Annotated in this window: 17 protein-coding genes; 16 read left to right on the forward strand and 1 reads right to left on the reverse strand. The window is 61.0% G+C overall.

Annotation, left to right across the window (positions count from 1 at the left end):
• Positions 1–17 precede the first annotated feature (17 nt).
• From B8446_RS01490 to B8446_RS01500, 3 genes are all read left to right on the forward strand, one after another.
• Entirely contained in the window at positions 18–476 is a 459-nt protein-coding gene (locus tag B8446_RS01490) for a DUF6468 domain-containing protein (RefSeq protein ID WP_241767582.1), read from the forward strand.
• A gap of 4 nt (positions 477–480) precedes the next feature.
• A complete protein-coding gene (locus B8446_RS01495; RefSeq protein WP_048846494.1) occupies positions 481–1206 on the forward strand; it encodes a MotE family protein in 726 nt (241 codons plus the stop codon).
• Positions 1207–1268: 62 nt separating this feature from the next.
• Positions 1269–3827, forward strand: coding sequence for a hypothetical protein (locus B8446_RS01500; RefSeq protein WP_148505791.1), 2559 nt, complete (start codon positions 1269–1271; stop codon positions 3825–3827).
• Positions 3828–3967: 140 nt separating this feature from the next.
• On the opposite strand, the gene B8446_RS01505 is transcribed toward B8446_RS01500, so the two are convergent.
• Positions 3968–5131, reverse strand: coding sequence for a TetR/AcrR family transcriptional regulator (locus tag B8446_RS01505; protein WP_148505792.1), 1164 nt, complete (start codon positions 5129–5131; stop codon positions 3968–3970).
• On the opposite strand from B8446_RS01505, the gene B8446_RS01510 reads away from it, so the two are divergent.
• From B8446_RS01510 to B8446_RS01570, 13 genes are all read left to right on the forward strand, one after another.
• Positions 5060–6199 (forward strand): efflux RND transporter periplasmic adaptor subunit, encoded by a 1140-nt coding sequence (locus tag B8446_RS01510; protein ID WP_048846641.1) that lies wholly within the window; start codon positions 5060–5062, stop codon positions 6197–6199. The two genes, B8446_RS01505 and B8446_RS01510, sit on opposite strands and share 72 nt — an antisense overlap.
• Positions 6200–6202: 3 nt before the next feature.
• On the forward strand, positions 6203–9352 hold the full coding sequence (locus B8446_RS01515) for an efflux RND transporter permease subunit (RefSeq protein WP_048846503.1): 3150 nt from the start codon (positions 6203–6205) through the stop codon (positions 9350–9352).
• A 2-nt stretch (positions 9353–9354) separates the two neighbouring features.
• Positions 9355–10839, forward strand: coding sequence for an efflux transporter outer membrane subunit (locus B8446_RS01520; RefSeq protein ID WP_048846506.1), 1485 nt, complete (start codon positions 9355–9357; stop codon positions 10837–10839).
• A 20-nt stretch (positions 10840–10859) separates the two neighbouring features.
• Positions 10860–11243, forward strand: coding sequence for a hypothetical protein (locus tag B8446_RS01525; protein ID WP_241767583.1), 384 nt, complete (start codon positions 10860–10862; stop codon positions 11241–11243).
• An 832-nt stretch (positions 11244–12075) separates the two neighbouring features.
• A complete protein-coding gene (locus B8446_RS01530; protein ID WP_148505794.1) occupies positions 12076–12648 on the forward strand; it encodes a hypothetical protein in 573 nt (190 codons plus the stop codon).
• A gap of 14 nt (positions 12649–12662) precedes the next feature.
• Positions 12663–13394 (forward strand): flagellar hook assembly protein FlgD, encoded by a 732-nt coding sequence (locus B8446_RS01535; protein WP_048846511.1) that lies wholly within the window; start codon positions 12663–12665, stop codon positions 13392–13394.
• A gap of 142 nt (positions 13395–13536) precedes the next feature.
• The gene (gene fliF, locus B8446_RS01540; protein WP_048846512.1) at positions 13537–15204 is read left to right on the forward strand and encodes a flagellar basal-body MS-ring/collar protein FliF; all 1668 of its coding nucleotides are present in this window, start codon (positions 13537–13539) and stop codon (positions 15202–15204) included.
• A 4-nt stretch (positions 15205–15208) separates the two neighbouring features.
• Positions 15209–16204, forward strand: coding sequence for a flagellar motor switch protein FliG (locus B8446_RS01545; protein ID WP_048846514.1), 996 nt, complete (start codon positions 15209–15211; stop codon positions 16202–16204).
• Positions 16201–16869 (forward strand): FliH/SctL family protein, encoded by a 669-nt coding sequence (locus tag B8446_RS01550; RefSeq protein WP_048846516.1) that lies wholly within the window; start codon positions 16201–16203, stop codon positions 16867–16869. The genes B8446_RS01545 and B8446_RS01550 overlap by 4 nt, the downstream gene beginning before the upstream one ends.
• Before the next feature lie 34 nt (positions 16870–16903).
• A complete protein-coding gene (gene fliN / locus B8446_RS01555) occupies positions 16904–17209 on the forward strand; it encodes a flagellar motor switch protein FliN (RefSeq protein WP_048846645.1) in 306 nt (101 codons plus the stop codon).
• Positions 17210–17346: 137 nt separating this feature from the next.
• The gene (flhA, locus tag B8446_RS01560) at positions 17347–19395 is read left to right on the forward strand and encodes a flagellar biosynthesis protein FlhA (RefSeq protein WP_048846647.1); all 2049 of its coding nucleotides are present in this window, start codon (positions 17347–17349) and stop codon (positions 19393–19395) included.
• A gap of 21 nt (positions 19396–19416) precedes the next feature.
• Positions 19417–20481, forward strand: a complete 1065-nt coding sequence (locus tag B8446_RS01565; protein WP_048846518.1) for a flagellar biosynthesis protein FlhF — start codon at positions 19417–19419, stop codon at positions 20479–20481.
• Positions 20482–20492: 11 nt separating this feature from the next.
• Complete coding sequence (locus B8446_RS01570) at positions 20493–21341, forward strand: nucleotide-binding protein (protein WP_084711977.1); 849 nt, start codon at positions 20493–20495, stop codon at positions 21339–21341.
• The last annotated feature ends 27 nt before the right edge of the window (positions 21342–21368 follow it).

Here is a 21368-nt window from a genome sequence, read left to right on the forward strand (position 1 = left end):
GCAGGGAAATGGATGTCATGGAACTGACGGTCGACCTGATCCTCTCGGCCTTGTTGATGGTCAGTATAGGGTTGAGCGTCTATCTCGCCCGTGCACTGGCGCGCCTGCGTCGCGACCGTGTCGAGTTGTCCAACCTTATCGAGAGCCTCAACGTCAGCAGCACGCAGGCTCACCAGGGAATCGATCATCTGCGCCAGACGGCCGATCTGGTCGGACGGCAGCTTGGCAAGACCGTGGAGCAGGCGCGTGCCTTGCGCGTGGAACTTGCCGATCTGAGCGAGCGCGCCGATCGCGTGGCCGGACGTCTGGAGCAGGGCCTGCAGCCGACGCGTTTCGTGCCCGCGACGGCAACGGATCTGCCGAGCGCTCCGAGAGCCCTGTCCGTGCCGGGACCCGCGCTTTCTTCTGATCATGCCATTGGCAAGAGTGCTGCGGAGCGCGACCTTATTCGCGCGCTCCGCATGAGACAGGGCTGAACCAATGCCGAAGCTCAGCCTTTCGCGGCTTCTGCCGGTCATGATCGCTGTCATGGTGGTCGTCCTGAGTGCGAAGGTCTATTCCCTGGTTCAGGTTCTGAACGGCAACGACCGTGACTATGGAGCCCACGGCATCGTCAATATGGCCTATGCGGCCGGGATGGCGCCCCAATCGTTGTCCGCGACGACATCCTCGGTGCTATCCCCATCAGCGCCCGTTCAGGTTCCTGTCGATTCGGCTGCCGCAAGTCTCAACGCCTGCGATCATGATGTTGCCTGCAAGGGGAAACCGCCTGAGGCAACGGCGACGCGCGATGATGGACTGATCAACGAAGTCGCCCGGCGCCAGCATCAGCTCGATGCAGAGACAACAGCACTCGACGAGCGCAAGCGTGCCGTGGAAGCGGCCGAGGCCGCTCTGCAGCAACGTGTAACATCCCTGACGACGACCGAGGCGGTGTTGCGCCAGTCCGAACAGCATGATGTTGCTCTTTCGGAAGATGATGCGAACCGTCTGGTCAAGATATATCAGGCCATGAAGCCTGCGGATGCAGCTGCGATCTTCAATGTTCTCGATCTTCGGGTTTCCACACACCTTCTGAACCTGATGGATCCGCGGCACGCCTCGGCGATCATGGGGGCCATGCTGCCACAGCGCGCCATCCTCGCCACACAGATGCTTGCCAAAAGCCACTCTCTCCCGCCGGGCCTTACAGGTCGCACGGGATGACATGCTTGCGCCTCGTGCGGGTCCTGTTGACGGCGTTGTTCGTCGTCAGTGGGAATGGTGTCATGCGTGCTGAAGCGGCGTCTTCGGTGCACTGGCCTCGTCTGGTTCTGCGCGGCCCGTATTACTCCATGGGCACGCCTCCGCCGGGCCGACGCGAGCAGTCGTCCCCTGAAACGCCTTCGCGCGCCGTGGAAGCGTCAGGAGCGGGGACGGCAGGACTTCCGGCCCTCCCGACGGGGTGGCGTTTTGTCGGTCGGCCTGTCATTCCGGGACCCCAGACAGACCCGAAAAGTCTGGCTGGCGACAAGGCCGTGTCTCATCCTGGCTCTGGCAACACGACGCCAGATTACGCGTCCCAACCAGTTGCGCCCCTGATGCCGAATGCGCAGGCGGACAGCCCTGCCAAAAGCGCATCACTCTGGATACCATTGGCGTCCGATGTGTCCCTAGGGGCATTTCAGACTGCGGAGCGCACGACCATCGTCATCGACGGACGGCATGCGTTCGATCTCGCAGCACTTCGAGGACTGCCGCTGTTTGCCGATCTCGACGTCGCAGCGACTGACGATACCACCACGCTGACATTCAGCGTGCCTTCAGGCCAGTGCGTGGACCTCGTGTCGCGCCCGGGCGGCTGGATATTAAAAGTGCGAAGACAGGGCGCCGGACGCGGCCCGCCGGACGATGCGGATGCTGCCGTAGATATCGATCCTGTTTCGCGCGGGACGACGATATTGTTGCCGACGCCGCATGCGGCCCGCGTCGTGACCATGGCGGATACGCGCTCCGGACGGCGGCTTCTGGTCGGGCTCGTGACGGGTGAAACGCGGATCGGCGTTGGTCGGCGTGGTATCGGGTTTGCCCTGCGTCCCAGCCTCGTGGGCGTGGTGCTTGCAAGTGATGCGGATCAGATCGCCATGCGTCGTGTGCGGGATGGCTTCATCATTGCAGCTCCCGACGATCCGGATTTTCCCCTGCGTGTTGCCGGACGTCCGGCACCAGTCGCGACCACTGGTCTGTTTCCAGGCAATATCGCTTCGCTCGATGATGTGCCCGCCCTGCGCGAAGCGGCGCGCCGTGCCGCAGCGCATGCGGCGTTCTCGCCACCAGGGCAGCGTTTCAATGCCCGCATCGATGCGGCCCGCGCGGCACTTGCGCTGGCGGACACGGCGACGGCGCGCGCCATCATGCAGGTCGCGTTGCGAGATGATCCGCAGGGCGCGAACAGGCCCGACGTTGCGCTGATCCGCCTTGTCCTGCAGGCGCTCGATCCTCGGGCGGGTGAAGACACGATCACGGATGATGACGAGACGTCGCCGGCGTTCGGCCCGGAAGCTACGTTCTGGCGCGGTCTGATTGCATCACGCCATGCCAGCGCCGGAGACGGTGCGCGTCAGGGTGTGCCGGCGAGCATGATTGCCGATGGTCTTCCACAGAGCATGCATTACCCCGCGCCATTGAGGCGGCAGGCTTTGCAGGCTGCGGCCGAAGTTCTTGCCAGAGCGGGTCACCCTCTGGCTCCGGATGTGACGGATACGATCCTTCCGCCTTCGGAGACCGCCTTTTTGCAGGCTCTGTCATCACTGCATGCGCCGCATCCTGACGATCAGGCCTTGGCGCGGCTGGCGCATGATGCCGATCCCGTCATCGCGGCGAAGGCGCAGGAACTCGATATCGACCGGCGCCGTGCGCTGGGCACGCTGTCGGCCGATCAGGCGGCGGACCGTTACGACCTGTTGAGACCGGGCGCGCGGCTTGCCAGTCGCGAGCTTGCCGTGAGCGAAAAAGAACTGATGGCGCTCGAGGCTGCCGGACGGTGGCAGGCCGCCGCAGATTTGTTGGCGACACTGGAAACGTCGCATCTGCTGTCTCGCGAGAATGCGCTGAAACAGCGCCGGCAGTTGATGACCGCCATGATCGCCGATCCGGCTCTCATGTCCGGCGATGCACGGCAGTCGCTGGGCCTGATCTCGCTCCTCTTGCCCCATCTGGATCTTCTCGTGCCCGAGACAGCACGAACGGAAGGAGCGATGCGTATCGCGCGGCGCCTTGCAACGCTCGGGTTGCGCGACAAGGCCTTGTCGGTACTGGACTCGATTTCGGCTGATCGGTCGGCTGAACCTGAAATAACGCTGTTACAGGCGGCATTGCTCCTCGATTCCGGGCATAAGGAAGATGCGCGCAAGGCTCTGGCGACCGTATCCGGTGCCGTGCTGGCAAAGCCCCTAGGAACAGAGCGTGCGCTCCTGTACGCGCGTCTTGCGCTGCTGGATGGCGATCCCCGTAAGGCAATTTCGAGTCTCGCAGGCGTCGATACGTCTGATGGCTGGAAGATCCTCGCGGACGCGTCCGAACAGGTGCAGGACTGGTCGGGGGCAACCCGGGCGCTGGATCATGTTCTCTCCGGCGCACTTGCCGGGAACGGTGCGTTGACAGGTGCCCAGCAGGCGGCTGTCGTCCGGCTTGGCGCCGATGCTCTCCGGAGCGGAGATCATGCGACGATCGATCGTCTCAAGGCACAGGCGACGGGACGGATAACCGATCCTGCCATGCAGCCGATGTTCGCTCTGCTGACACGTCCGGAATCAAACGCGACTGCGCTTCCTGCCGCGCAAAGATAGGATTGGATGCCGAAAAGCGTCGCGTCAGGCATGCGCATGTCTGATCGGCGCGCTTGCGAAATGTTTTTTAACAAAAAGCGCGTCCATGCTGACAAGCCAGCGGCTGGCAGCAAGCCTGCGATAGTCTGAGACAAATTGTCTCAGACTGTCTCCTGGATGTCGGTCACGTGGCTCCGATGCGCAAAAGTCAGGTTGCGTTCATCTTCATGCGCGAGAGCATGCGTATCGATCTGGTTCCGGGCAGATACCTGCTGATCGATCCCATAAAGAAAGACGGAGATCGCGTGATCGATCAGCTGATCCTGTTCGAGTTCCGTCCGGTTTGCACAACCGCCGGTCAGTTCTCCAAGCGTCATGAGGCCGAGCGTCATGCCGAACAGGAGATCCGTCTTCTCGTCGATATCCTCGCAGATGATGCGATTGAGGGCGCGCTGCTCGACAAGCCACGTGCGCAGCGGGAAGGACGCGCATTTCATTTCAAACAACTGGCCGACGATCTGCCGGATTTCCGGTGCCCGTGTCTCGGCGATGACGGTACGAAGCAGGCAGAGACGCTCCGTCTGCATGAATTCCCGACTCAAGGCTTTCAACGAACGCGATAGCTGCTCTGCGATCGATCCCGGTGCATCGTCCATCGGGGTCTTGATCGTCAGGAGGCGATCACTGATGAGGTTTTCGTAAAGCGACTGCTTCGAGTCGAACCACTGATAGAGCGTTTTTTTCGACATCCCGGCGGCCTTCGCCACCCGGTCCATGGATGCTGCGTGATATCCATATTGTTGCAGAGCGCAGCTCGCGGCATCGAGGATCGCCTCACGGCGCGTTTCAACATCGAGGACGCGCGGACGTCCTGCACCGTGGGCTTCCCGGTCACGATTGCCGGCCGAAGCCGGTCGGGTCGGGGCGCAGCGGTGTCCGGCGCCATGCATGACTGCGTCTTCCTCTCGATCGTTCAACCGGGCGGCCCAGAGAGGATCTTTGGCGCCGTTCCGATCGGTTGACGGAAATTTGGAAACCGTATAGTTCCCATGGCACGGAAACTCAAGTGTTTCCATATATACTTTGTCAACGACCCACGGCCATCGCGGCCAGGGGCCCGGCAATGCGCGTAAGAAAACCTGCCTCGATCCTGTCTGTATCTTTCGAGGATATGCAGTTCTCGGCGCCCGCATCCGCAACGGGTAATCTGTAGGATCGACGCAGTGACGACACGTGCCATGATGACACGCGCCATGACTGGGCCACGGCTTGTGATCGTGCCGCTTCTGGCCACGATTGGCCTCGCGGGTTGCGAGCGCAAGCATGCGCCGCCGCACATGCCGCCGCCCCAGGTCGGAATCGTCACGATGCACACGCAGTCGGTCAGCATCGACACGGATCTTCCCGGACGAACCGATGCCTATGAACAGGCCGAGGTCCGTCCGCAGGTCAGCGGTGTGATCGTCGAGCGGACGTTTGAGCAGGGCGCTGATCTCAAGGCGGGACAGCTCCTCTACAAGATCAATCCGGCGCCTTATCAGGCGGCCTATGACCAGGCCAAAGGCCAGCTCGCGAACGCGATCGCGGCTGAAGTGCGGGCGCGTGGGCAGCTCGAGCGCTACAAGCCCCTGGCCGCGGCACATGCGGTCAGCCGTCAGGACTACGACAACGCGCTTGCCGCAGAGGACGAGGCCCGGGCCCAGATCGTGGCCCAGAAGGGCGCGCTCGACGCGGCTGCGGTCAATCTTGGATACACCAACGTCCGCACGCCGATCGCAGGACGAATCGGTCGCGCGCTTCTGACGCCCGGTGCGCTGGTGACCGCAAACCAGACGACACAGATCGCCGTCGTGACGCGGCTCGATCCGATCTACGTCGACGTCAATCTTCCAGCCGTCGACATGCTGCGCTTCCGTGCGGAACTGGCCAAGGGGCAGATCCAGCGCACGGCGAGCGGCGACCCCGAGGTGGCCCTGCGTCTGGAAGATGGAACACCGTATCCCCATCAGGGACGGCTGGAGCTGTCCGAGGTCATCGTCGACGAGGCGACCGGCACACTCGTCATGCGGGCGGTCTTCCCCAATCCCGATCATCTTCTGCTGCCGGGACTGTTCGTGCATGCGCGCGTGACGGAAGGATCCGACCCCAACACGATCCTTGTGCCGCAGGTCGCAGTGCAGCGTGATCCGAAGGGCGATGCGGTCGTCATGGTGGTGAACGCGGACAATACGGTCCAGCAGCGCACCATCGAGATCGGACGCGCGATCAACGCGGACTGGGTCGCCACAAGCGGACTGAATACGGGAGATCGCGTGATCGTCAGCGGCCTGCAGAAAGTGATGCCGGGTCAGAAAGTCCAACCGGTCGCGGCCGACGCATCCAAGGCGGGCTGATCCATGTCTCGTTTCTTCATTGACCGCCCCGTTTTCGCGTGGGTGGTGGGCCTGATCATCATGCTGGTCGGCGGCGTCGCCGTCATGCGGCTGCCGATCGCCCAGTATCCCAGCATCGCGCCGCCGCAGATCGCGGTGACCGTCACCTACCCGGGCGCCTCGGCCGAGACCGTCAACAACACTGTTGTCCGGCCGATCCTGCAACAGATGTACGGCATCGATCATCTCGAATATCTGTCGGCGAGCTCCTACGCCAACGGCAGCATGGAGATCGATCTCACCTTCCAGCAGGGCACCAATCCGGATATTGCCCAGGTCCAGGTGCAGAACAAGTTGCAGCTGGCGCAGGCACGTCTGCCGACCGAAGTGACCCAGCAGGGACTGAGCGTCACGAAGGCGGTCAAGAACTTCATGCTGGTCGCTGCCTTCATATCCACGGACGGCAGCATGTCCGGTCAGGACATCGCGGATTACATCGCCTCGAACGTGTCCGATCCGCTGTCGCGCGTGACGGGCGTCGGCGATCACACCTTGTTCGGCTCGGAATACGCGATGCGCGTCTGGCTCGATCCAGCAAAGCTCTACAAGTACGGCCTGACCGTCGTGGACGTCGAGACGGCGATCCAGCAGCAGAACATCCAGGTGTCCTCTGGCGAACTCGGCGGGCTGCCCGCAGCCAAGGGTATCGGTTTCGATGCCACCATCATCGGGCCGACACGCTTCACCGATCCGGAGCAGTTCCGCAACATCCTCCTGCGCGTCCAGCAGGACGGATCGCGGGTGCTGCTGCGCAACGTGGCCCGCGTCGAACTCGGCGCGCAGGCATACACATTCGATACCTACTGGAACCAGAAGCCCGCGGCCGCCATGGCGCTCAAGCTTGCGCCGGGCGCCAACCAGCTGACGACGGAAGCGGCGGTGCGCGCGAAGATCGCCGACCTGTCGCGGTTCTTCCCGTCGGGGCTCAAGGTCGTCTACCCGCTCGATACGCAGCCGTTCATCGTGCTGTCGATCCGGGAGGTCGTGCAGACCCTCGTCGAGGCGATCTTCCTCGTCTTCCTCGTGATGCTGGTGTTCCTGCAGAACTTCCGCGCCACCCTGATCCCGACGATCGCGGTGCCCGTCGTGCTGCTCGGCACGTTCGGCCTGCTGTCGATCTTCGGCTACAGCATCAACACGCTGACGATGCTGGCCATGGTCCTGGCCGTGGGCCTCCTGGTCGACGACGCCATCGTGGTGGTCGAGAACGTCGAGCGCGTCATGACGGAAAAGGGCCTGTCTCCGCGTGAGGCGGCCCGGCAGTCGATGGATGAGATCTCCGGCGCCCTGATCGGCATCGTGCTCGTCCTGACGGCCGTGTTCCTGCCGATGGCGGCGTTCAGCGGCTCGACCGGCGTGATCTATCGCCAGTTCTCGATCACGATCGTCTGTGCGATGTGGCTGTCGGTTCTGGTCGCCCTGATCATGACGCCGGCGCTGTGCGCGACCATGCTCAAGCCGGTCGAGCACGCCAAGGATCGTGGCCTGGCGGGCTGGTTCAACCGGACGTTCGATCGGATCACGCGCGGCTATCTCGGTGGCGTGCGACGTCTGATCGGCAATCGTCTGGTTTCGATGGTGCTGTTCGTGGCTTTCACCGGAATTGCGATCTTCTTCTTCCTGCGCGTGCCCGCAGGCTTCCTGCCGGACGAGGATCAGGCGTTGATCTTCGGTCAGATCACGATGCCGCCCGGCGCGACGCAGGCCCAGACGGCCGCCGTCAATCACAAGGTCGCCGACTACATCATGAAGACCTACGGCAACGACATCGTGTCCGTGCTGTCGGTCAACGGGTTCAACTTCGCAGGGCAGGGCCAGAGCGCGGGGTCATTCTTCATCCGCCTGAAGGACTGGGACTCGCGCGTGGGTTACGCCCACTCGTCGATGGCGATCGCCAACAACATCATGATGCATTTCTGGACCGATCCGGAGGCGCAGATCTTCGCGATCAACCCGCCGGCGGTGCTTGAACTCGGCAACGCCACGGGTTTCGACGTCGAGCTCGAGGACAGCGGCCATGTCGGCCACGAGGCCCTGCTTCAGGCCCGCAACATGGTGCTGGGCATGGCGTCCAAGAGCCCAGCGCTGGCGGCCGTGCGTCCGCAGGGCATGGAAGATGCACCGCAGCTCAGCCTCGACGTCGATCGGGAGCGGGCCCTGGCTCTCGGCCTGTCGATGGCGGACGTGAACACCACGATCGAAGGCGCGCTCGGGTCGATCTACGTGAACCAGTTCACCCGCAGCGACCGCGTCAAGCAGGTCTACATCCAGGGTGAGCCGGACTCGCGCATGCGGCCCAGCGATCTGGAGAAGTGGTACATCCGCAATGCCGTCAACAGCCTCGTGCCGCTGAATGCGTTTGCGAGCAGCCACTGGATCGTCGGTGCCCAGAAGGTCGAGGACTACAACGGCCAGAACTCCTACGAACTGCTGGGTCAGCCCGCCGCGGGCGTGAGCTCCGGGCAGGCAATGGACGAGATGCGCAAGATCTTCTCGCACCTGCCGCGCGGCATCAGCTACGACTGGACGGGCCTCTCCTACGAGCAGGTCGCATCCGCAGGCTCGACTGGACCGCTCTATGCGCTGGCAGTGGTCGTCATCCTGTTCTGCCTTGCGGCACTGTATGAGAGCTGGGCGATTCCGTTCGCCGTGCTGCTCGTGCTGCCGCTCGGCGTGCTGGGCGCCATTCTGGCGACGCTGGTGCGAGGGCTGGCCAACGACGTCTATTTCCAGGTCGGTCTGCTGACCACCATCGGGCTGTCGGTCAAGAACGCGATCCTCATCGTGGAATTCGCGAAAGCGTTCTTCGAAGCAGGGGACTCTCTGGAGGAAGCCGTCCTGAAGGCGGGCCGCGAACGGTTGCGCCCGATCCTCATGACATCGATCGCCTTCGTCTGCGGCGTGTTCCCGCTCGCCATTGCAAGTGGTGCCGGTTCTTCGGCGCGTCGCGCGATCGGCACCTGCGTGGTCGGCGGCATGCTGTCCGCAACCCTGCTTGCGATCTATTTCGTGCCTGTCTTCTTCGTGGTCGTGCTGCGTATCTTCCGGGTGAAGCGCCTTCAGGATCGTCAGGATCCGTATGAACACCGCAACCAGATGGCCGGAGAGCATTGATCATGACGCGCAAGACTGCGTCCACGACCCGCAGGCTCGGGGTTCTCGGCTTGTCCGCGCTGCTGTGCGGCTGCACGATGGCGCCGGATTACGTCCGTCCGGCCATGCCGGTGCAGACCGCTTATCCCTCCGACACGCATGCGGCTTCCGTGCCGGCCCATGTCGTGGCGGCCGATCTCGGATGGCGGGACTTCTTTGTCGATGAACGTCTGAAAGCGCTGATCGCGTTGGCCATTCGTGACAACCGCAGCCTGCGCAGCCAGATCGCATCGATTTCGGAAGCGCAGGGACAATATGAAGTCCAGCATGCATCGCTTTTTCCGCCTATTTCGGCGACCGGCAATGGCGAGTATTTCGCCCCGTCCAGCACTGCGGGCTTCTCCTTCGCGCCGGGGCTCGGCCAGAACATATCGATGCTTCGCTACTACAGCGCGGGCATCGGATTTTCGGCATACGAGGTCGATCTCTTCGGGCGGATCCGCAGTCTCTCCCAGGAGCAGGCAGAAGACGCCTTGGCCTCGGAGGAAAACGCGCGTTCCGTGCTGACGTCGACGATCGCGGAAGTGGCGACGACATATATTTCCTGGCTCGCGGACCGCGAACTCCTGCGCGTGACGAATGACACGCTGGCATCGCAGCAGCATACACTCGACCTGACGCAGACGATGTATGACCATGGCGAGACGGATTTGCTGACGCTTCAGCAGACGCGCAGCCAGGTTCAGCAGGCTGCTGCCAACCAGGCCCAGTACGAACGTCAGATGGGGCTCGACGCCCATGCGCTCCAGCTGGCCGTGGGCGCACCGCTCCCCGCCGACCTGCCCGAACCGGCGCCGTTTGGTCAGCAGACCATTCTGTCCGATCTCCCGGCGGGGCTTCCGTCGGATCTCATCGCCCGGCGGCCGGATGTGGTTCAGGCGGAACACACCCTGAAGGCCGCGAACGCGAATATCGGTGCGGCCCGTGCGGCGTTTTTCCCGCGCGTGACGATCACGGCATCGGACGGGATATCGTCTCTTCAATTCCGCCATCTCTTTACGCCCGGTGCGACCACGTGGTCGGCCGCGCCCTCGATCACGCTTCCGATCTTCACCTGGGGGCAGAACGAGGGAAATCTACGCATTTCGAAGGCCCGCAAGCTCGAGCAGATCGCGACATACGAGCGCACGGTCCAGACCGCCTTTCGCGAAGTGTCCGACGCGTTGACCGCGCGTGAAACCTATCTGGCTCAGGATCGGCAGCTGGATGGCCTCGTGCAGTCCGATCAGGATGCGTATCGCCTCGCACAGATGCGCTTCTCGTCCGGCATCGACAGCTATCTGACGACGCTGGAGCAGCAACGCAGTCTTTATCAGGCGCAGCAGACCTCCATCGCCGTGAAGTCCGCACGTTTTCAGAATCTTGTAACCTTGTATCGGGCTCTGGGCGGCGGCTGGGTTGATCACACGCCGCCGACGAGGGTGGCTTCCGCGGCGGCGGCGCGGTAGAGACGGGAACGACGGCTTCGATGAAACCGGCGGGGGAGGGTAACAACATGCACCTGAAAAACAGGCTGCTTGTCACAGCATTGATCCTGGGGACGACGGCGCTGCCGACAATGGCGCGAGCCGATGGCGGTGACGGGCCGAAGAAACCCGACATGCATGAACTCGCCCGTATCTCGTCGCTGCCGAAAGCACACAAGGATTTCAGTGCATTCCGGTACCGGCCGCGCGGCGACAAGGTCATCGAGCAGGCCGATGCCAATCGGCTCATGTTCCGGACGCCTGACGGCCAGCCCGACGGATATGCCGAACGTCGAGGCGATGCGATCGTCTATTTCGACCGGCACGGACAGGTGATGCAGGTGCAATCGGCGCCGGTGGATATGTCCGAGACAGCAGCACGCTGACGCGCCTGTCGGTAACGCTTTATTAAACTGCACTGACCTATCCTCTCCTCTCCGTGCGCTGGCGGAGAGGGTCATGACGGTCGCAACACTTTCGAAACTGGGGTCTGCATCGCAGGTCTCGACCCTGCCGGCCGTTACAGCCGCCGAGACCGAGGGCGCGACCGATCGGTTCCACGCGTTCCTCGCGAGTTTCGAACATCCCTCTGCGCCGCCCGCGACCGCCCCCACACCGAGCCAAACCGACAGTCACCGATCAGACAACGCGCAAAACAGGACGGTCGCTACCGACGCGCGCGCCTCCACTTCTGTCACGACACATCAGTCGCCTGATGCCAAAAATACCGGTCGGGCGTTCCCTTCGCGCTCGGCCGCTGAGTCCAGCCATTCCGATGTCACCGGCAAAACGAACCAGACGGGGACGGCGGCTAAAAGCGTCACGGCCAACGAAAAAAAAATCGCGTCACACTCTGGAAGTCGACCAACGACAGGGCAGGGCAAAGGCGTGACCACTTCGCGACAAGGCACGAGGGAGCAGCCTTCCGCGTCTCACGGGGCGCATTCAGCAATCGCTACGCCGTTGTCGCCGGCGGCCGCCGCCGGACCTGCGGCCCCTGCCGTTCCGCAGAACACCGCTCCGCAGGATGCCGCTGTCCCTTTGATGCCGGATCCGACATTACAGCCTGGGTCGGCCGACCAATCCGAAGTCGCAACGGGCGATTCTGTAACGGGGGGGAGCCAGCCTGCTCGGCAGGTTGCCACCGTCGGATCGGCTAGTGACCCTTCTCAGGCAGGCGATGTTCCATCTTTGGACGAACTGCCGAACAGCGCGTCCTTGCCTGACGTTGCCATCGACACTGACGTTCCATTGCCGCATCTGGACGACACAACAGCGTCAAGCGCTTCGACGCCGGAAGCTCCCGAACTGCAAGATACCGGGGAAGAACCTGGCCAGGCCGAGGATACGACCGCGGATGCAGGTCTCACGATGGTGCATCAGGTCGTGGATGAGCAGCATACGACACATGTGACGCTGGATCTGGGCGAACGCGGCGCGGTTCAGATCGACGTTGCGAGAGATCACCACGGAACGGCGGTTTCCATTCGCGCGGGTGCCGGACTGGCGCAGGAACTTGGCGAGCACAGGGACGACATTGTTCGTGCCGTCAATGGCGTCTCGGCAGGGCAAGTGATCATGTCTCAGCAGATCCAGATTACCAGTGTCGGACCCGTCGGCGTGTCTTCGTCCCTGTCCTCGGCGGCGCCAAGCGCCGGCCTGCAGTCGACCGGCTCCCGCGGCGAAAGCGGATACGATGCATCCGAGCGTTCGGCAGAGGGACCGGAGCCCAGCGCCTCGAAACCCGGCGAGACCAGATATCGGCGCCGTTTCGTCAATGTCTTCGTCTGAGAGGTAATTTTTTCATGTCGACCACATCAGTCACATCGTCTCAGGGCACGACGAGCCTGATCAACGCTGCCATCAGCGCCGCTCAGACGGCGGCGTCATCGACTTCGGCGGCCGCGACCTCGTCTTCGAGCACGTCGACTGCCAGCGCATCTGCGCTCGCATCTCTCGGAACGAACTACAACGAGTTCCTGACCATGCTTACGACGCAGCTCAAAAATCAGGACCCGAGCAGCCCCATGAGCACGGACAGCTTCACAAGCGAACTCGCGCAGTTCGCGGGCGTGGAGCAGCAGGTCCAGACCAACACGAACCTTTCGTCGCTGATTTCACTCACGCAGGACAGCACGTTGACATCGGGCCTCAATCTGGTCGGCAAGAGCGTCTCCGTCGACAGTTCCTCGTTGCCGCTCCAGAACGGCAGCGCCTCATTGACCTACGATGCACCGTCCGCCGGGACGGTCGCCATTGCCGTGACGGACAGCAGTGGAAATGTCGTCAAGACCCAGGAGGTCGACGCGTCGGCCGGTACCAACACCTGGACATGGAATGGCGAAAACGATGACGGCACTCAACTGGCTGACGGCCAGTATTCCGTCGCGATCGAGGCGAGCACCGCCAGCGGTTCGACGACCGCTTTGACGCCGACAGTTACGGGAACGGTCACCGGCGTTTCGAACAGCGGGTCGTCCGTCGATCTCCAGATGGGCAGCGTCTCCACCAGCATCAATAATCTCGTCAGCACCTGATGGGAGCGTATTTAACCGACTGTTAATACCTGCTCGATAGAATCCGCTTCGAGATAAAACGCTTTCGGAGCGCCCGGATGAAGCAGCCGCACCGCCTTGATGACCTTGTCCGGTCCGCGAATGTCGGGATGACGCGCAGCTCATGAATGCGCTTATCGAAAATCTTCGCGCGCTCGGTAACCGCAGGCTGGCGGTGCTTGGCGCGGTTTTTGTCGGCATGCTTGCCCTTCTGGGCGTTGTCGTGCTGCAAAGCGGCGGCGGCAGTACCGACGCGCTGTTGTATCGCGATCTGGATCCCAAGGAAGCGTCCGGTATCGCGGATCATCTGGACAAGGCGCACATTGCTTACGCATTACGAGACCAGGGACAGACAATTCTCGTCGCCCAGGACAAGGTCGCAGCGGCACGGTTGCTTCTCGCAAAGGACGGTCTGCCTTCGGGGGGATCTGTCGGATATGAGCTGTTTGATCGTGGGTCAAATCTGACCCAGACGCAGTTCGAACAGTCGATCAACGAGACGCGCGCTCTGGAAGGCGAACTCGAGCGATCAATTCGTCTGTTGCGCGGCGTGAAATCGGCGCGAGTACATCTCGTCCTCGCTCATCGAGAGCTCTTCTCCGCTGAGGAGCAGACAGCCCAGGCAAGCGTATTGCTGACGCTCAATGGCAACCAGCGGCTGGACCCTGAGGGCGTGTCCGCGGTGCTTAATCTTGTCGCCGCAGCGGTCCCGGGCCTGCGGCCGCAAAATATCGCAATCGTCGATAATCGCGGAGACGTGCTTGCGCGAGCAGGTTCCATCACGGGCAGCGGCTCCGGTTCGCAAAGCGTCGAAGAGCAACGCCAGGCTATGGAAATGCGGCTGTCACGCTCCGTGGAGGACATGCTGAATTCCGTTGTCGGAATGGGTCATGTGCGGGTTGAAGCGGCCGTTCAAATGAATACCGACCATGTGCACGAAACGCAGGAGCGCTATGATCCCGACCAGCAGGTCTTGCGCTCGCAACAGACAAATACTGAAAAAAACGTCAATACCCAGGGATCTGCGAACGTCACGGTTGGGAACAACCTGCCCAACGCCAATGCCGGCCAGCCGCAATCCGGCAGCCAGAGCAGCCGGCAGCAGGAAACCGACAATTACGAGATCGGCAAGACCGTTCGCGTACTCGTCCAGGACCAGCCGCGCGTTTCCCGACTGAGCATCGCGGTCATGGTCGACGGCTTGACCCATATAGACGGTCATAACCAGCCTGTGTGGACCCCGAGGGACAAGGACGAACTCTCGCGTCTGACGGACCTGACCAAAAGCGCTGTCGGATATGATGCTGCCCGCGGGGACACGGTAACGGTCATGTCCATGCGCTTTACCTCAGACGACAATGAAGCGGCTCCTCACGAAAAAACAATCATGGGCCTGAATGCGGCGATGCTGCTGAACGGTCAGGTTACGCGGACGCTCGTCTTTGTGGTGACACTGCTGGCGGTGGGCTTTTTCATCGTCCGGCCGTTGCTCTCACCGAAAAGGATCGCACCGGCAGCAGGAGTGGCGCTTTCGCCAATGTCGGCCGGCGGCGCGATCGAACGCCTTGATCAGCAAGGTACAGCGCTGGTGGCGTCTTCAGGGCCGTCCAACGCGCTGAATGCCATCGCCAGTTCGGATGACGGCCTGATTACCGTCAGCGGCGTTGAAGGGCGTATCAAGGCATCCTCGATCCAGCGTGTCCTTGATCTGGTCGAAACCCACCCCGATGAAAGTATCGCGATGATCAGAGGCTGGCTGGCCTCGGAACAAGGAGGGCCCGAACGTGCTTGATAATATGCCCGTCCACGGCGCACAGAAAGCCGCCATTCTGATGCTGGCGCTGGGAGAAGAAAGCTGCTCGCGTCTTTTTGAAGCGATGCATGAGGAAGAAATTCGGGAAATATCCTCTGCGATGGCCCAACTGGGGACTATTTCCGCCGAGACTGTCGAACAGGTTTGTAATGAGTTCAGCGGATCCCTTGGCAATACGGAAGTCCTCGTCGGCAATATCGACAGCACCGAACGTTTGCTCAAGCGCGCCTTGCCGGCTGAACGTGCGGCCCAGATCATGGAAGAGATCCGTGGTCCGGCAGGGCGTACCATGTGGGATAAGCTCGGGAACGTTTCCGAGGTAACGCTCGCGAATTATCTCAAGAACGAATACCCCCAGACGGTTGCGGTTATCCTCGGCAAGATCAAGCCGCTGCACGCCGCCCGTGTCCTGTCTCTTCTGCCGGAAGAGTTCTCCATGGACGTGATGACGCGAATGCTGCGTACCGAAAATGTGCAGAAGGCCGTACTGCAAAGCGTCGAAAATACGCTTCGGTCGGAATTTGTCTCGAATCTGGCTCGCGGGGCCAAGCGGAACAGCTACGAGCAGATGGCCGACATCTTCAACAATTTCGACCGCCGTCTCGAAGGGCGGTTCATGACGGCTCTCGAACAACGCAGTCAGGACGATGCGGAGCGGATCAAGGCCCTCATGTTCACGTTCGAAGATCTGCAGCATATTCCACGGGAAAGCCTCTCGCAGCTCGTTGGGCGCATCAATCGGGAGGTGCTGCCCCTGGCACTCAAGGGAGCGTCTGAACAGTTGAGAGTGGCGTTTCTTGGAACAATGTCCGAGCGCGTCGGCAAAATGTTGTCCGATGAAATCGCGTCCCTCGGACCGGTCCGCGTCAAGGACGTCGATGCAGCGCAGGCCGAAATCGTACAGACGGCCAAGGAAATGGCGGATGCTGGCGAGATCGAACTGCAGAATCAGGGCGCCAGCAATGAGCTCATCCTGTGATCGTGCCGCGTGACAAGCGCAGCGGGAAGCCTATCTTCGACGAGATTTTCGACGATGTGGTTCTCGCGAACGCTGATTCCGGGCAAGACGCAGCTCAGAATATCGTCAACGACGTTGCAAAGGAGATGCTCTCTCAAGTCGAACCGCCGTCTCCTGTTGATCTGGACAAGATTCGCGAGGATGCTTTCCAGTTGGGACTAGCAAAGGGACGGGCAGAGCAGTTCGCTCTTGAGCAGGAACGCGAAGGGTTGGTGATCGAGCAGATCGTCGATCCTATCATCAGCTTTTTGAGTTCTCAGGACGAGCTTGCTGAGAATGCGGCGGTCCAGGTTCGTGAGCTGTTGAGCCAGATCATGTCAGTCGCTCTGCCTACTTTTATAGAGCGGCATGGCATTGGCGAACTGCCTGCGTTCGTGGATGCACTAAAACCTGTTCTTCGTGCAGAACGATGCCTGACGATAACTGCAAATTCGGAGACGATAGAGGCACTTCGTCAACAAATTGGTAACCATTCCGCGGCTACGGTGTCCTGGCAGACATCAAGTGCGGTAGCGAATGGCGATCTGACAGTGTCATGGGCGACCGGTTCGGCAGAACGTAATGCCGGCGACTTTTTGGATCGAATCAGCAAACTGCTTGATACGAGCAATGCCGGTCAGAAGTAATGAGAGTAATACAATGCCGAACGATTTTGACGAAATGGCAGACATTGCGTCGCATGATTCTCATGAGGCACCTAAATTCGCCCATGATTTGGAAGCGGTCTACGATATCCCCGTGACGGTGAGTGCTGTTCTGGGACGCGCGACTATGCAAGTCAGCCAACTCCTGAAGCTCGGTCGCGGCGCGGTTGTCGAACTTGATCGCAAGATCGGCGACTCTATCGATATCATGGTCAACAATCGCCTCATTGCGCGCGGAGAGGTCGTCATGGTCGATGACAGTCGACTTGGAATAACAATGACGGAGATCATCAAGGCAGAAAAATCGCGTAACGGCGCGTGAGGCCAGAGTAGTCGACGGGACACTATGGATCGGACGAGATGAGCGACAACGCATTGCCTGTCAGACGTTTTGGACGCCTTCCCGGCAGCCCTTCGCTGAAATTTCTGGAAGGACCATTGTCCCGGGTACAGGCTTTCATGCCGGGTTCGGACGTCGGGCTGGCCGTATCCGTCGCCGGGCTGCTATCGATCCTTGTTCTGCCGCTGCCGACCTTCATACTCGATGCCGGTCTGTCTCTATCCGTCACGTCATCAATTCTCGTCTTGATGGTCGCTCTCTTTTTGCAGCGACCGCTTGATTTCACGTCATTTCCCACACTTCTGCTTCTCACGACGCTGCTTCGTTTATCCTTGGAAGTGGCGACCACGCGGCTGATATTGAGCCATGGTTTTGAGGGACCTTTAGCTGCAGGCCACGTTGTCGCGGCCTTCGGCGGATTCCTTATGGGTGGCGATGTCGTTATCGGTGCCATCCTGTTCCTGATCCTCCTCGTCGTAAACTTCATGGTTATTACAAAAGGATCAGGCCGCATCGCGGAAGTCGCCGCGCGGTTTTCGTTGGATGCGATGCCCGGAAAACAGATGGCGGTCGATGCGGAATTGTCTTCCGGCGCAATTACCGATGTGGTCGCCCGTCGCCGCCGGCGCGAACTGGAAGAGGAAAGCGCGTTCTATGGCGCCATGGACGGAGCTGCGAAGTTCGTCCGCGGGGATGCGATTGCGGGCTTGATCATCACGGCAGTCAATATAGTCGGCGGTCTTGCAATCGGAGTTGGGCGTCACGGAATGTCGGTTGCGGCTGCGGCGGAATCATTTACGACACTTACCATTGGTGATGGCCTGGTTTCGCAGATTCCAGCACTTCTGGTGTCTACCGCCGCAGGTATTGTCGTTACAAAAGGCGGGACCGAAGGTGGAGCGGATGTGGCGCTGGCGCGCCAGCTTGGTGGAAGCGCGAAGCCTCTGGCGCTCGCCTCAGGTTCGGCAGTGCTGATGGCTTTCATGCCGGGGCTGCCCGCGGTGCCTTTCATAGCTCTTGGCTGCGCTGCCGGCGCGATGGCCTGGCATCGACATCGGGTTCCCCTGGTGAACCGGGATGTTTCAGAAGCCCCTGCGGTGTCTCCAGCCGAGGCATCGGCCTCTGCAGAGCCGCCGTTGTCGGACAGTCTGCGGATCGACCTGATTCGTCTCGACCTCGGGTTTAATCTCTTGTCGATCGCGAGCGGAGACGGCGCGCGGCTGACTGAGCAGATCAAAGTTCTGCGCCGCACGATCGCGGCCGACATCGGATTCATTCTTCCCCCGGTGCGTATTCAGGACAATCTGCAAATCCCGAGCGACCGTTATGATATAAAGATAAAGGAAGTGCTTGTTGCGGGCGGAGAAATTCGTGCAAGTCGATTTCTGGCAATGGATCCGCGCGGTGGGACCCCCAAAATAGATGGCGAAGTTACAAAGGAGCCGGCTTTCGGACTGCCGGCAGTCTGGGTCGATCAAAGGCTGCGAGAAGAGGCACTGGTTCAGGGATATACTGTGGTCGATCCGGCAAGTGTCATTGCCACGCACCTGACAGAAGTCATTCGCGAAAACATGCCCGATCTTTTATCTTATTCGGGTACGCAAAAGCTGCTGGACGATATGCCGCGCGAGCAACAGAAGCTCGTCATGGATCTGGTGCCATCTCTTGTAACTGTGAGTGCACTGCAACGGATCCTGCAAAGCCTTCTTGCCGAACGCGTCTCGATCCGTGACCTGCCAACGATTCTGGAGGCGATTCATGAAGCGTGCGGCATGGGTTGCAAGACGGTCGCGTCAATCGCTGCGCATGTTCGTGTGCGTCTGTCCCGACAGATCTGCGCGAATCTGACGTCGGCCAAGGGATATATCCCGATCATTACGTTATGTCCCGAGTGGGAGACGATGTTTCTCGAAAGCCTTGTCGGGCCACCGGAAGATCGGCAGTTGGCCATGGCGCCTTCGAAAATGGCTGACTTCGTCGGGCGTCTGAGGGTCGCGATAGAAGAGACGACCACGGCTGACCAGGCGCCGGTTCTCGTTGTCGGAAACGCCATTCGCCCGGGCATTCGATCCATTGTCGAAAGGATGCGCCCGTCGATGATGGTGCTGGCGCAAAGCGAGATCTTCCCGCGCGCGAAGATCAAGACAGTCGCATCGATCGGGATCTGAATATGACCGAAAGCAAAACTCATGCGTGTTAAGGTTGTTGTCGGAAAGACGATCGGCGAAGCCATGCAGACGGTTCGCTCAACGCTCGGTTCTGACGCATTGATTCTCGGGCAACAGAAGCGCCCTGACGGCACCATTGAGCTCACGGCTGCACTCGACACCGATGATGACAATGAGGGACGCTTTTCCGGTGAGCGGCCTGGTCGAGTGTTGCCTCAAACCGCGCAGTGGCAGCAGCGCACGACCGCACAAAGCGATCGTGAGACCCTGGCATGGCACGGTGTGCCGCCGTTCGTTCAGACGGGCCTTGTAGAGGCAGGATCCCTACGTCGGCTTCTTCGGAAGTGCTCTTTTGCGCCCATCGGCCCGTTGCTCGCACGGCAACCGGTCGTTGTGTCAGGCATGGCTGGGGGTGGAAAAACTACTGTCGCGATACGCTTCGCGGTTCGTCTCGTCATCGCGGGCGTCAAACCAGTGATTATAAACGTCGATGACCGCCGGGCAGGGGCAGACCATCAGATCAAGGCATACGCCCGACTGCTTGGGATCGAAGTGATTTCCGCGACGTCCACGAAAGACGTTGCGGGGCATCTCCAGACGATCAACGGGGAGCGGCCTGTTATCGTCGACACGGCCGGATTTTCCGCTTCGGATATGCAGGCGGCACGGCGCCTTGGCTCGTTTGCAGAGCGTATTGAAGGGGCTCTGGTCCACGTCATCCCGGCAGGACTGGACGCCTGCGAGTCACTTGACCTCGCGCGAACGTTTCTGGATGCCGGCGCCCGGCACACCGTCGTGACCCGCGTTGATTGTCACCGACGTCTGGGTGGCCTCCTTGCAATGGCGGTTGCAGGCATCCCTGTTTCCGAGATCGGCACGAGCGACGCGGTCGCTGGCGGCGGCCGGGCCCTGGATGAGCAAAGTCTTTTCGAGGCGATTTCCAGATCTGCCGATGAAATGGGTCAGAACGCAGCGCGCGCGCAGTCCCGAGTTGTCGCGAACGATATGTCCGCCGAAGCAGAAGTGACGCGGCCTCGGGGCGCGTCACTTCTGGCTCAGCATATTTCGGCCCAGAAAGAGAATTGAGGCTGCATCACATGCTTTCAGGTTTGCTACAGGACCGGACCACTGTCGGAGCTCACGGAAATCGTGACTCGAGGACAGCGTCATCGGCCAAGATCATTGCGGTTGCCTCCGGAAAAGGGGGAGTCGGCAAGACGTGGATGTCGATCTCACTGGCGGCACTTCTCGCCAGCTTCGGCAAACGGGTGCTTGTATTCGATGCCGACTTTGGTCTTGCGAACATCGATATCCAGCTGGGCATGGTCCCGACCCTCGATATTTCTGACTATCTGTGCCGAGACCGCACGCTGCAGGACGTTATCCAGACTGCCACGATAGAGCGCTCTCACAAGAGGGACGAGATCAAGATCGATGTTCTTCCGGGGTGTTCGGGAGCCTCGTTCATGTCGCGGCTCACCGAGCGCGATATCGATCCGATTCTGTTCGAATTGAGAAACATGAACAATTACGACGTTGTCATCGTCGATCTCTGCGCCAGCATCAACGACATGACGCGTCATGTCTCCTCGATCTCGGACCTTCTGCTGGCCGTCACCACGGAAGAGCCTACGGCGCTGGCGGACGTCTATGCGGTCATTAAGCTCTATATCAAGGACCGCAGGCGGCTACTCGGCCAAGAAGGCGCATGTCAGGTAATCATCAATCAGGCGGCCTCCCATCGGAGCGGCGAGCAGACATTTCGCAAGCTCAGCCAGGCCTGCAAGACGTTTCTGTCATGGTCGCCTGAGCTCGCAGGTGTTGTCCGCAAGGATTCACGCGTGCCGTCTTCGATCCGCCGTCAGCAATTGCTCATGATTGAGTCGCCGACCTCGCCCTCATGGCTGGACGCGACACGAATCGCGCGTGGTCTGCTGAACAGGTAATGCAGTCACCTCGTCAGTGAGCATGAT

It is taken from the genome of Tanticharoenia sakaeratensis NBRC 103193, assembly GCF_000963885.1.
Classification (GTDB): domain Bacteria; phylum Pseudomonadota; class Alphaproteobacteria; order Acetobacterales; family Acetobacteraceae; genus Tanticharoenia; species Tanticharoenia sakaeratensis.